The 12,931-nt window shown below is 58.9% G+C and carries 9 protein-coding genes; 3 read left to right on the top strand and 6 right to left on the bottom strand.

From position 1 onward, the window contains the following. Positions 1-32: 32 nt before the first annotated feature. Genes ACFVTJ_RS01720 through petA form a run of 3 tightly spaced genes read right to left on the bottom strand, consistent with a single transcriptional unit; the run spans position 33 to position 2,819 of the window. Positions 33-920: a cytochrome c1 gene (locus tag ACFVTJ_RS01720; protein ID WP_386904094.1), complete on the bottom strand. Its 888-nt coding sequence runs from the start codon at positions 918-920 to the stop codon at positions 33-35. A 22-nt stretch (positions 921-942) separates the two neighbouring features. Beyond that, the gene (locus ACFVTJ_RS01715) at positions 943-2,226 is read right to left on the bottom strand and encodes a cytochrome bc complex cytochrome b subunit (protein ID WP_386904092.1); all 1,284 of its coding nucleotides are present in this window, start codon (positions 2,224-2,226) and stop codon (positions 943-945) included. A gap of 14 nt (positions 2,227-2,240) precedes the next feature. Continuing rightward, complete coding sequence (petA, locus tag ACFVTJ_RS01710) at positions 2,241-2,819, bottom strand: ubiquinol-cytochrome c reductase iron-sulfur subunit (protein ID WP_386904090.1); 579 nt, start codon at positions 2,817-2,819, stop codon at positions 2,241-2,243. A 309-nt stretch (positions 2,820-3,128) separates the two neighbouring features. Between petA and ACFVTJ_RS01705 the strand changes: the two genes are divergently transcribed. Beyond that, complete coding sequence (locus ACFVTJ_RS01705; RefSeq protein WP_386904089.1) at positions 3,129-4,061, top strand: endonuclease/exonuclease/phosphatase family protein; 933 nt, start codon at positions 3,129-3,131, stop codon at positions 4,059-4,061. 82 nt (positions 4,062-4,143) lie between these two features. On the opposite strand, the gene ACFVTJ_RS01700 is transcribed toward ACFVTJ_RS01705, so the two are convergent. The 3 genes from ACFVTJ_RS01700 to ACFVTJ_RS01690 form a co-directional block, all read right to left on the bottom strand. Continuing rightward, positions 4,144-6,051: a methyl-accepting chemotaxis protein gene (locus ACFVTJ_RS01700; RefSeq protein ID WP_386904087.1), complete on the bottom strand. Its 1,908-nt coding sequence runs from the start codon at positions 6,049-6,051 to the stop codon at positions 4,144-4,146. A 171-nt stretch (positions 6,052-6,222) separates the two neighbouring features. After that, entirely contained in the window at positions 6,223-8,214 is a 1,992-nt protein-coding gene (locus tag ACFVTJ_RS01695; protein WP_386904085.1) for an ABC transporter ATP-binding protein, read from the bottom strand. A gap of 193 nt (positions 8,215-8,407) precedes the next feature. Beyond that, complete coding sequence (locus ACFVTJ_RS01690; protein WP_386904083.1) at positions 8,408-10,258, bottom strand: ABC transporter ATP-binding protein; 1,851 nt, start codon at positions 10,256-10,258, stop codon at positions 8,408-8,410. Positions 10,259-10,639: 381 nt separating this feature from the next. Between ACFVTJ_RS01690 and ACFVTJ_RS01685 the strand changes: the two genes are divergently transcribed. After that, positions 10,640-11,101 (top strand): tRNA (cytidine(34)-2'-O)-methyltransferase, encoded by a 462-nt coding sequence (locus ACFVTJ_RS01685; protein WP_386904081.1) that lies wholly within the window; start codon positions 10,640-10,642, stop codon positions 11,099-11,101. A gap of 172 nt (positions 11,102-11,273) precedes the next feature. Beyond that, on the top strand, positions 11,274-12,926 hold the full coding sequence (locus ACFVTJ_RS01680) for a Na/Pi cotransporter family protein (protein WP_386904079.1): 1,653 nt from the start codon (positions 11,274-11,276) through the stop codon (positions 12,924-12,926). Positions 12,927-12,931: the final 5 nt, after the last annotated feature.

Raw genomic sequence — 12,931 nt, 5'->3', positions numbered from 1 at the left:
GGGGCCGATGACTGCCAGCACTGAAATACCGATCAATGTTCCTTGTTGGCGTAAACCGATTTCTTGGTGAGATAGATCAATGCCGTGAAGATGAACAGGAACACCATGACCATGAAGCCGGTACGCTTGCGGGCCTCAAGATGCGGCTCTGCGGCCCACATCAGGAAGGCAGCGACGTCCTTGGAATATTGATCCACCGTCTGCGGCGCACCATCATCATAGGTTACCTGATCAGCGCTGATCGGCGGCGCCATCTTCAGCGCAACCGCGCTGACGAAATAGGGGTTGAAATGTGTGCCTTCGGCCACTTCAACGCCAGCCGGCGGCTCCTGGTAACCGGTCAGCAGCGCGTGGATATAATCCGGGCCGCCTTCCTGATAACCGCCGACGATCGGGATCATGTCGATGATGAATTGCGGGAAACCACGTTCCACGCCGCGCGCCTTTGCAAGCAGCGACATGTCGGGCGGTGCGGCGCCACCATTGGCAGCCGCAGCCGCTTCATGGTTCGGGAACGGCGATGGGAAATGATCTGAAGGCACGGCCTTGCGATTATACATTTCGCCTTCGGCGTTCGGGCCATCCTGCACTTCATATTCGGAAGCGAAAGCCTTCACCTGCTCATCCGAATAACCGAGCTCCCCCAGTGTACGGAAGGAAACCAAGCTCATCGAATGGCAGGCGGAGCAGACTTCCTTATAGACCTTCAGGCCGCGCTGCAGCTGGCCCTTGTCATATTTGCCGAAGGGTCCGGCGAAAGACCAGCTCTGCTCCTCGGGCTTGATGACCGGGAAGTGACCGCCAGCAATCGCGTGCTCCGTCTTGGTGGCGAGATCATGGCTCTCCTCCGCCGCTAGAGCGACGGTGAAGGAACAGCCGATGGCGGCGAAAAGCGCGATGCTTGTTACAAGCTTCTTCATTGTCGTCATCCTTCCTTCGCGCTCAGACCTGGGCAGCCGCAGGCGCGGCACCGGTCTTGGCGGCGTTCTTTTCGAGAACGGCCTCGGTAATCGAATTCGGAATACGCCGCGGCGTTTCGACCAGACCGAGGATCGGCATGATGACGAGGAAGAAACCGAAATAATACAAAGTGCCGAGCTGCGACATCACGACATAGAGACCTTCCGCAGGGCGCGAACCCAGCCAGCCGAGCAGGATGGCGTTGGCCACGAACAGCCAGAAGAACATCTTGTACCAGGGACGATAAACGGCGGAGCGAACCTTCGACGTATCAAGCCAGGGCAGGAAGAACAGCACGATGATCGCGCCGAACATCACGAGAACGCCACCGAGCTTGGAATCGATCGGCCCGATATTGAAGGTGATGGCGCGCAGCATTGCGTAGAACGGCAGGTAATACCATTCCGGCACGATATGCGCCGGCGTCTTCAGCGGATCCGCCATGATGTAGTTGTCAGGGTGGCCGAGGAAGTTAGGCATATAGAAGACGAACCATGCATAGGCGATCAGGAACACTGAAACGCCAAGCGCATCCTTCAGCGTCGCATAAGGCGTGAAGGGAACCGTGTCGGTCTTGCTCTTCACTTCAACGCCGGTCGGGTTGGTCTGGCCGGTCACATGCAGCGCCCAGATGTGCAGGATGACGACACCCGCGATCATGAAGGGCAGAAGGTAGTGAAGCGCAAAGAAGCGGTTGAGCGTCGGATTATCAACCGCAAAACCGCCGAGCAGGAACTGCTGGATCCACTCACCCACCAGCGGAAAAGCGGTGAAGAAGCCGGTGATAACGGTCGCGCCCCAGAAGGACATCTGGCCCCAGGGCAGAACGTAGCCCATAAAGCCCGTCGCCATCATCAGCAGATAGATGACACAGCCGAGAATCCAGAGGATTTCGCGCGGCGCCTTGTAGGAGCCGTAATAAAGACCGCGGGCAATGTGCAGATAAACCGCGATGAAGAAGAACGACGCCCCGTTGGCATGCATGTAGCGCAGCAGCCAGCCATGGTTGACGTCACGCATGATCTTTTCGACGGAGTTGAAGGCAACCGTCGTTTCGGCCGCGTAATGCATGGCAAGCACGACGCCAGTAAGAATCTGCACGATCAGCATGACGGCCAGCATCGCGCCGAAGGTGTAGGCGTAGTTCAGGTTACGTGGGACAGGGTAGGCAACGAAGCTGTCATAGACCAACCGCGGCAAGGGAAGCCGCGAATCGATCCACCTCTCGATGCCGGTGGACGGCTGATAACTGGAATGGCCACTCATGAATATCTGTCCCCTTATCCGATCTTGATCACGGTATCGGATGTGAATGCAAATGTCGGGATGGCGAGGTTCTGCGGCGCCGGACCCTTACGAATGCGGCCCGCCGTATCGTAGTGCGAGCCATGGCAGGGACAGAACCACCCGCCGAAATCGCCGGCCTGGCCGAGCGGAACGCAACCGAGATGGGTGCAGGAGCCGATCATGACGATCCAGTTTTCCTTGCCCTGACCGGCCGAGCGGTCGATATCCGTCGCCTGCGCATCAACGGCGATGTTGGCGTTGCGCGCCACCGGATCCTTGAGATCACCGAGAGCGACCGCCTTGGCTTCCTCGATTTCCTTTTCCGTACGGTTGCGGATGAAAATCGGCTTGCCGCGCCACTTGACGGTAAGTGACATGCCCGGCTCGACGGCCGCGACATCCACCTCGATGGAGGCGAGCGCCAGCGTCGATGCATCGGGACGCATCTGGTCAATGAAAGGCCATGCAACTGCGGCGGCACCGACGGCGCCCGCCATTCCCGTCACTAGATAAAGAAAATCGCGACGGGTCGGTTCACCCGAAGCGTCGTGATTGGTTACGTGCTCGCTCACCGCTACACCATCCTCTGCGCTGTTTTTGCCGTAAATCGCATGAGTCCTCCCGCTATGATTTGATCCAGGACAATCTCCGTCCCACCGTCCTGGACACAACTGCGGCATTCAGAAACCGCGTCACTCTGTGTGATCGCAAAATATTGACCGACTTGGCAAGAGCAAAGCACACAAAGCTGCCGTAATTCTGCCCGAAGCGCCCGATTTGCTTCTCATTTTTTCGCCGCCTCTGGCAGTCGGGCAACATTGTGCACCCAATGGCGCCATGTTAGGAGACTTCAAGGGAGAGCTTTGAAAGCAGGGATTCGGATGACGGCGAAGCTCTCGTGCATGGTCTCCACGGCGGTTGCTGCCGTTCTTGTCATCGCCAGCCTGCGATACATCACCGATTTCTGGCTTCTAGCCTTCGTCACCAGCTTCCAGCTTCATATCGCCATCGCCTGCATCCTGTTGACAGGCCTCATTTTCTGGCTGACGCGTGATGCCGTTTCGGCCGTGCTCCTGGTGTGGTCACTGGCGCTTGCGATCCATGCGGTCGCGATGCTGATGGAATTTTCCACCACGGCCACCGCAGCGCCCGGCGCAAAGCCGTTTCGGCTGCTGACCTTCAACGTCTTGATGGACAATGCCGCCAATGCGGATGCGATCGCCGACAAAATTCTCGAATCGGGGGCGGATGCCGTCTACCTCTTCGAAGCGGCAGCCTTGCAATCGGTTCTGCCGCGTTTGCAGCAAACCTATCCGCACAGGCTCGGTTGTTATGAGGGTACACCGGGCTGCGATCTGGTCATGCTGTCCAAGAGACCATTGCTGGAAGGCCGGTTCCACAGTCTCAGCGATCTTAGACGGGACCGGTTTGCCATTGCGCATGTCGATCTCGACGGTACGGAGCTGACGCTCGCAGCCGGGCATCTCACCAAGCCCTATTTCGACGATTATCACCGCGATGAGCTGGACGAAGTCAGCGAAATTCTGTTCCGCGTCACCGGCCCGCTCATTCTGGCCGGAGATTTCAACTCATCCAGCATAGCGCCCGATATGCGCGCCTTCCTTTCCGCCAACGACCTGAAGAAAGCGACTTTCGAACCCCCGACTTGGCCAACGGAAGCCGGCCGCTTCGGCATAGCCATCGACCACATCTTCGCCCGCGAGCCGGCAACTCTGATGGAAACCACACGGCTGCCGGATAGCCTCGGCTCCAATCATTATGGACTGATGGCGGATTTCATGATCGGCCGGTAATGCGTGACAGCCAATACGTCGCCATACGAAACGGCGGCCCGTAGGCCGCCGCTGATTATTGCTCCCTAGACGGAAACGTCACTCAGAACTCCGTCCAGTCACCCACAGCAGCCTGACGCCCGCCAAAGGCAGCGGCGATTCTCTGACCCATCGCGCGCGCCGGTGAGGGTTGCGGCACCGAGGCAGGGCCTGCTGCAACGACGCTCTCGGCCTTCTCCTGAAGGGTGAACTGCGTCAGCAACCGGTTGAGGGCGGTTGCCTGCGAGGCAAGGCTGTCGCTTGCCGCCGTCGTCTGCTCCACCATGGCAGCATTTTTCTGGGTGCCCTGGTCCATCAGGTTGACCGCGGCGTTGATTTCGGAAAGCCCGGTCGACTGCTCCCGCGTGGAAACGGCGATGGATGAGACATGGCGGTTGATCTCCCGCACCTCGTCCACGATCCCCGCGAGCGCCTCCCCTGTCTTGCCCACCAGCGTCACGCCTTCGCGCACCTGTTCACCGGAACGGTTGATCAGAACCTTGATTTCCTTGGCGGCAGTGGCCGAGCGCTGCGCCAACTCACGCACCTCCTGCGCCACCACGGCAAACCCCTTGCCGGCATCGCCCGCACGCGCAGCCTCCACGCCGGCATTCAGTGCCAAAAGATTGGTCTGAAACGCAATTTCATCGATAACGCTGATGATGTTGCTGATCTCGTTTGCAGATTTTTCAATGTCCTGCACAGCGAGCACTGTGCGTGTAACGATCTGGCCGGACATTTCGGCACTTTCCCGCGCGCGCTCGACCAGACGTCCGGCTTCCCCGGCACGATGGGCCGAATCCTTCACCGCCGTGGTTACCTCCTCCAGCGCCGCCGCAGTTTCTTCCACGGACGAGGCCTGCTGTTCCGTACGCCGCGACAGATCGCCGGCCGCTGCGAGAATCTCGCTGGCGCCGGCATCGATGACCCGGGCGTTTTCCCCGACCGAACGCAGCGCCGCCTGCAGCGTGGCGACGGATTCGTTGAAATCGCCACGCAGACCGTCAAGCCGCTCGGCAAAGGCAACGTTCAGACGGCAGGTCATATTACCCTGGGAGAGCTGCTTCAGCCCGGCGCCTAGACTTTCCACGGCGAAGCGGATTTCGTCCGCTTCCTTTGCCTTCTGTGCTTCATGCTCCAGTCGCTCGCGCTCGCTGAGGCTGCGATTGGCCTCGGTCTCCTGTTCCAGACGCTCGCGTTCAATGGCGTTGTCGCGAAAAACGGCAACGGCGGCAGCCATTTCGCCGATTTCGTCCTTGCGGCCTGAGTGCGGAATAGCGCTGTCTTTATCACCCGCGGCAAGTCCGTTCATGGCGAAGGTGATATCGGTGATTGGTCGCGAAATATGTATGAAACTGAAGACAGCGGCGGCAGCGGCAACGGCAGACGCGATAATCATCGCGGCAAGCGACAGGGTAAAGGCAAACCGCCCCGTCTCCTCCGCTGCCCGCTTGTCATCCAGACCGAGTTGGCGGTTAGCCTCAATCATGTCCTTCAGCAGGGCGCCGGCGCTGTTACCAACCGGAGTCATCCGGCCGATGAGAGCGGTGGCGCCATCCGTATCACCGGCAACAATCATTTTCTTGAGTTCGGCGCCCATCGATTCATAGTTTGTAACGGCAGCGCTCAGCCGCTCGAATTTTTCCCGAATATGCGGAATCTTCAACCCAGCTGCATAGGCCTCAAAGGCTTTGGCCCGCTCTTCTTGTGCCTGGAGTGTACGCTGAAAAAGTGCGTTGCGTGCTTCCGGCGTCGTAGCCGTCATGACAGTCAGATAATTGCGACGGATATCGCCAAGCCTGTCTCCGAGATCTGCAATCGCAAGAGACCTCTCCATGCGAAGCACAATATTGTCGGCCTGCTTTTCCATCTCATCGACCGATAAGATGCTGGCTACGCCCTGGATGAGCGAAAAAACCACCGTGATGCCGAACAATGCCGGCAACAAAACGCGGATCCTTAGAAAATTCATGACTCAACCCCAAAAAACCCCACAGCGGTTGCCGCTGATAGTTTTTTCTCTCATAGGGTGCTAAACAAGAAATTACCCGCTTATTATAAAATCAACAATTGCATTATAATTGTCTTTAACAATTTATCCGTGGTAATTGACAACTTTCAATTACAACTTCCGAAACGGCACTCAACTCGAGGAAAGCTGCGCCGCGACATCATCTGCCGCGAGAAAGCCACCCGATTGGCGCGCCCACAGCTCCGCATAAAGCCCGCCCTGCGAGACAAGCTCGGTATGGGTGCCCTGTTCCACGATACGGCCCCGATCCATCACGATCAGCCGGTCAAGAGCGGCAATCGTCGATAGGCGGTGGGCGATGGCCAGAACTGTCTTGCCCTGCATCAGCTCATCCAAATTGCTCTGGATCGCCGCCTCCACTTCCGAATCGAGCGCCGACGTCGCCTCATCGAGCACGAGTATCGGCGCGTCCTTCAACATTACACGGGCAATTGCGATGCGCTGGCGCTGGCCGCCCGACAGCTTCACGCCGCGTTCGCCCACATGCGCGTCGAAACCGGTGCGGCCACGCTGGTCTTCCAGCCTTGTGATGAAATCATCAGCCTTGGCCCGGCGTGTCGCCTCCTGCAATTGCGCTTCGGTGGCGTCCGTGCGGCCAAACATGATGTTATCTCTGATAGAACGATGCAGCAGCGAGGTATCCTGCGTGACCATGCCGATATGGGCACGCAGCGATTCCTGCGTGACTTTGGCTATATCCTGATCGTCGATCAGGATGCGGCCTTTCTCGACATCGTAAAACCGCAGGAGCAGGTTGACGAGCGTGGATTTGCCGGCGCCGGAACGCCCGACGATTCCGACCTTTTCCCCGGCCTTGATTTCGAGATTGAGATTGTCGATGACGCCATTCGCCCGACCGTAATGGAAGCTGACATTCTCAAAGCGGATGCTTGGCTTTCTCACCTCGAGCACTGCCGCGTCGGGCGCATCGACGAGGCCGATCGGCTGTGAGATCAATTCGGCGGCATTCTGCACCGTGCCGAAATTGCGCATGATGCCGTTGAACTGCGTCATCAGCCGCCCAAGCAGAAAGTTGAGCCGCAGCACCAGCGCCAGCGTGAAAGCCACAGCACCGGAACTGATCCTGCCGGACAGCCACAGATCGATGCAGAGCGCCGCCATGGAGGTGATCATCACGCCTGATAGCAACGCCATGGAGGCGCGAACGCCGGTGATGAACCGGGTGAAGGTCATGGTCGCCTTCTGGAAGATATCGAAGCCCTGCCGCATGTAGCGGTCATTGGCATCATCGCGCCCGAACAACCTGAGCGTCTGGATATTGCTGTAGGCATCCACCATGCGGCCGGAGAGCATGGAAGCGGCCTCCGCCGTCTCCCGTGAATGGTAACGGATGCGCGGCACGAAATAACGCGCCAGCGCCGAAAAGATCAGCACCCAGACAAGGACGACGACAGCCAGCCGCCAATCCAGCCCGCCGATCAGGAACAGCATCGAGACGGAATAGATGCCGACGAACCAGACGCTTTCCATCAACGAGGTCACAAGATCGCCAGCGGCCTGACCACCGGACCAGACCTTGGTAACGATGCGGCCGGAAAAATCGTTCTGGAAGAAGGTCAGCGATTGCCGCGCCACATGCATATAGGATTGCCAGCGTACCAGATTGTAGAAACCCGGCGTAATGATTTGCTGATCCACCAGCGCCGTGATCATGGTGACGATAAAACGCACAATGCCGATCAGCACCAGCATGCCGACGAGCTCACCGCCATGGGCCGCAAGCAGCCCCGCCCAGCCCTCTTCCGGTTTCACCGTCGAGAGAATATCCACCAGCCGCCCGACGAACCAGAACAGCGCCGCTTCGATTGCCGCCGTCAGCCCGCCGAGCACCAGCATGGCGAAAAACGGCGCCTTCGCCTGCGAGATATAAAACCAGATGAAGGCAAACGTGCTTTCAGGCGGCCGCAAATCGTCCTTGCGGGCGAAGGGCTTTATCCAGTTCTCGAAATACTCGAAGATGCGGGTAATGACCATGATCCGGATATAGGCGGATTCCCGGGGCGGGAACAGCCGCAGCGGCTTCGGGAAGAGATTATATTTCGGTAACGTTCGGGAAATGAAAAAGGGCGGGGAATGTTCCACCGGCTTGAGACTGATGACAACCTTCCTTCACGCCGGGCGTCATCCTCGGGCCTGTCCCGAGGATCTAACCACCTGTCCAATATTCAACGGTGGCAGATGCTAGGGACAGGCCCGAGCATGACGGAGGTGAGGTTTTCAGCCTTTGTTGTCAACCTGAGGGCGGGAAACCTGTTCCCCGCCCTCCGTCTTTTCCTTACTCCGCGGCCACTTCCGCCTCGTGATCGGCAATGAAGCCGCCGGACTGGCGTCGCCAGAGGTCGGCATAGATGCCGCCCATTGCCGCTAGTTCCGCATGGCTGCCCGCTTCCACGATCCGGCCCTTGTCGAGAATGATGAGCCGGTCCATTTCAGTCAGAGTCGAAAGGCGATGGGCGATTGCGATCACCGTCTTGCCCTCCATCAGCGCGAACAGGTTCTCCTGGATCGCGGCCTCCACTTCCGAATCGAGCGCCGAGGTTGCCTCGTCAAGCACCAGGATCGGTGCGTTCTTGAGGAAAACCCGGGCGATCGCGATACGCTGGCGCTGACCACCGGAGAGCTTGACGCCCCGCTCACCCACCTGCGCATCGAGACCCTGGCGACCATGCATGTCGACAAGCGTCTCAATGAAGTCCCAGGCGTTTGCCCGCTTCGCCGCCGCAACCACCTGCTCGTCGGTCGCTTCGGGATGGCCATAAGCGATGTTGTCGCGGATCGAGCGATGCAGCAGCGACGTATCCTGCGTCACCACGCCGATCAACTCGCGCAGGCTGTCCTGGGACACCTTGGAAATGTCCTGCCCGTCAATGGTGATCCGGCCGCCTTCCAGATCATAAAAGCGCAGAAGCAGGTTCATCAGCGTCGTCTTGCCCGCACCGGAACGACCGACAAGACCAACCTTCTCGCCCGGCTTGATATCCAGCGTCAGCCCGTCGATCACGCCCTTGTTCTTGCCATAGTGGAAGCGGACGTTGTCATAACGGATGGCGCCCTGCGGGGCGGCAAGCTCAGGCGCCTTTGGAACGTCTACGATGTCATGCGGCTTCGTCATCATCGACATGCCGTCATAGACCGTGCCGATATTTTCGAAGAGCGAAGTGACTTCCCACATGATCCACTGCGACATGCCGTTGACGCGCATGGCAAGGCTGATGGCAATAGCGACCGAACCGGCGGTGACCGAACCCTGCATCCAGAAATAGAGACCAAGGGCGGCCGTGGAAAACAGCACCACGGCATTGTTGAGGTCGATCAGAATGTTGAAGCCGGAAATCTTGCGCATCTGGCGATGAACCGTGCCAAGAAACACGTTCATGCCCTCGCGCGCATATCTTTCCTCGCGGCCCGCATGGGAAAACAGCTTGATCGTCGAGATATTGGTGTAGCTGTCGACGATCCGCCCCGTCATCATCGAGCGGGCATCGGCCTGTTCCTGCGCCAGCCGGCCGAGCTTCGGCACGAAATAAGCAAGGATGGTCATATAGATACCGAGCCAGACCAGCAGCGGAATGACCAGCCGCCAGTCCGCCGCCGCGACCATGAACAGCATCGAGATGACGAAGCTGATCGCGTAGACGAAGACGTCGATCACCTTCAGCGCCACTTCGCGGATCGCCAGCGCCGTCTGCATCACCTTGGTGGAAACACGGCCGGCAAACTCGTTGGCGAAGAAGTTCATGGAATGGCGCAGCAGGAAACGATGCATTTTCCAGCGTGCGATCATGCCGAAATTGCCGGCCAACGTCTGGTGCATCGTCATGGTGTGGACCGCGCCCATCAGCGGCAGCACGATAAGCACCAACCCGGCCATGCCGATCAGATGCCACCCCTCATCGGCAAAAAACGTCTCGCGATTGGCCGTGGACAGCCAGTCGACGATATTGCCGAGGAATTTGTAAAGCATGGCTTCGGCAATGGCGATGCCCATGGACATCAGGCCAAGCAGCAGCAGCCACGGCCAGGCGGGCTTCACATAGTGCCACAGGAACGGCAAAAGCTTCTGTGGCGCCACTGATGGCGCCGAAGCAGGAAAAGGATCGAGGCGTTTTTCAAACCAGCCAAACATAGGCCAAGCTCCGGCAATCAATCGCTCCATCGTGGCATGGTGAGCGGACACAAATAGGGCTCACGACGAAACGGAAAAGTCTTTTAACATGGCCACAACAGCCACATGGTGAATTTAAAAACGGGAGACGCGGCAGCGCCGCGGAATACCACCTAAGCCAGCAGGCGAACCACTGGGGCCGGGAGGCGAATGCGAATGTCATTTGGCATGGGAACCTCCTTTGGCTGGTGTTGAAGACGCCGCTCTTTTATCGCAAAAGAAGACGAAACGCCAGCCGCCTGCCTTAAAAAAGTGCAACCGCATACAGGCACGGATTTCCCCATCCGGTTTACGGGCAGCAGCGCCATCTGGGTTCGCCCACGAAACATGGATCAGGAGACCATGCAGACAATCAGGATCGCCCTCTACCAGCCCGATATTGCCGGCAATACCGGAACCATGCTGCGGCTCGCCGCCTGCCTCGGTCTCGGCGTCGACATTATCGAGCCCGCAGGTTTCGATATTTCGGATCGGAATCTGAAACGGGCCGGCATGGACTATATTGCGGCTGCCTCCTTGACCCGCCATGTCAGCTGGGACCGCTTCGAGGAATGGCGAGCAACAACCGGCCGCCGTCTGGTTCTCGCCTCCACCAAAGCTGCGGTGCCGTATACGAAAATCACCTATCGCGCGGATGACATTCTGCTGTTTGGCCGTGAAAGCGCCGGCGTACCCGACCAGGTGCATGAGAGGGCGGACGAGCGAATCATCATCCCGATGGTCGAAGGCCAGCGCTCCATCAACGTCGCCATGTCGGCGGCCATGGTCACCGGCGAGGCTTTGCGGCAAACCGTATGGGCGTGAGCGTCATTTTTAACGCCATATTTTGGTGCAAATACAACATTTGACCATTTCCGCGTCAAAACTGTCGCAACCCGGCCTGTACCGAAGCCGTTCACTCTCCTATACTGATTAGCCGGACAACAAAAATCGTGCTCGCCGGAACCATCCGCCGGCGGGTGTGAGGAGACGTCGCATGCAATCCACCATTGTCATCGTCAACCTTCTCGGCGCCGTCGCGCTGCTGCTCTTCGGCCTTGCCCAGGTGAAGGACGGCGTAACCCGTGCTTTCGGCATGAAACTCCGAAGCGTGCTGGCCACCGGTACCCAGAGTGGTCCCCGCTCCTTCTTTTCCGGCTTCTTCGCCACAGTCGCGCTGCAAAGCTCGACGGCGACCGCACTCACCGTGGCCTCCTTTGCAGAGCGTGACCTCATCAAGCCACGCATGGCGCAGGTGGTTTTGCTCGGCGCCAATGTCGGCACCGCAGTTACCGCATGGATCGTGGCCGCCGGCGTCGAATGGCTGTCGCCGTTGTTGATCCTTGCCGGCATCGTGCTGAAAAAAGGCAGTTCCAACGCCAGACAGGGTGGCGGGACGGCGCTGATCGGCATCGGCCTCATGCTTCTGTCGTTGCATCTTCTGAGCGGCGCGACCGAACCGATGCGCGCTTCGCCGGCGCTTGGCGTTTTCATAGGCCTGCTCGACGGCGCATGGCCCGTTGCGCTGATCTTTTCCGCGGTGCTGGCCTTCGTCTCGTCGTCCAGCCTAGCCGTCGTGGTGCTCATTCTATCATTGGCCGCCACCGGCACGCTATCCACCGGCCTCATCATCGTTCTCATCCTCGGCGCCAATTTAGGCGGCGCCATTCCGCCCGTCGTCGCCACTCTCTCCGGCCCCGCCTCCGCACGTCGCATTACCATTGGCAATCTTGTCGTGCGCACCATCGGCTGCCTGATTGCGATGCCGCTCGCCTCCTATGGCGCAACGTATTTGCAGCAATTGCCGCTCTCACCCGCCAAATTGCCTGTAGATGCGCACCTCATCTTCAACGTCATTCTGGCGACACTCGCCTGGCCCTTCTCCGGCCTGATATCCGATTTGATGGCGAAGCTGGTACCCGGCGATCCGAAAGCCGAAGACGGTCCGAATTTTCTCGACCAGCAGGCGCTGGATACGCCCGTCGTGGCACTCGCCAACGCCACCCGCGAAGTCCTGAGCGTCGGCGACAGCATCGAGCGGATGCTGATCCGCGCCGAAAACGCCTTCAAGCACAATGATCTGGCGCCGCTTCAGGAAGTGTCCCTGCTCGAAAGCAAGGTCGATCGCCGCCAGCAGGAGGTGAAGGTCTATCTTTCCCAACTGGGCCGCAGAGGGTTGACTGACGAGGAAGCGCGCCGTTCGATCGCCATCATCGATTATGCCATCAATCTCGAACATATCGGCGACATCATCGAAAAGGGCATCTGCGAGCAGATCCGCAAGAAGGTGCTGAACAGCTTCAAATTTTCCGATGACGGTTATGAGGAGCTGAAGACCCTGTTCGACATGACCATCGAGAACCTGCGCGCTGCCCAGAGCATTCTCGTCACCGGCGATTTTGAGCTCGCCCGCCGGCTGATGGAAAGCAAGGTGGATATACGCCGCCTCGAAAAACAATCGTCCAACCGCCATCTGGAGCGGCTGCGTGACGGGCTGACGGAAAGCATGCAGACCAGCTCGCTGCATCTCGACATGCTGCGCGACCTGAAACGCATCAACGCCCATATCGTGACGGTGGCGCATCCCATTCTCGATGAAAGCGGCGTGCTGATCGAAAGCCGCCTGCGTTACGCCGAACCACGTGCCTGAGCATT

Origin of the sequence: Agrobacterium sp. NPDC058088, assembly GCF_042885035.1 — a bacterium.
In the GTDB taxonomy this organism is placed as follows: Bacteria; Pseudomonadota; Alphaproteobacteria; order Rhizobiales; family Rhizobiaceae; genus Agrobacterium.
The sequence above is the reverse complement of the archived record's forward strand: the minus strand, read 5'-3'. Positions and strand labels throughout refer to the sequence as shown.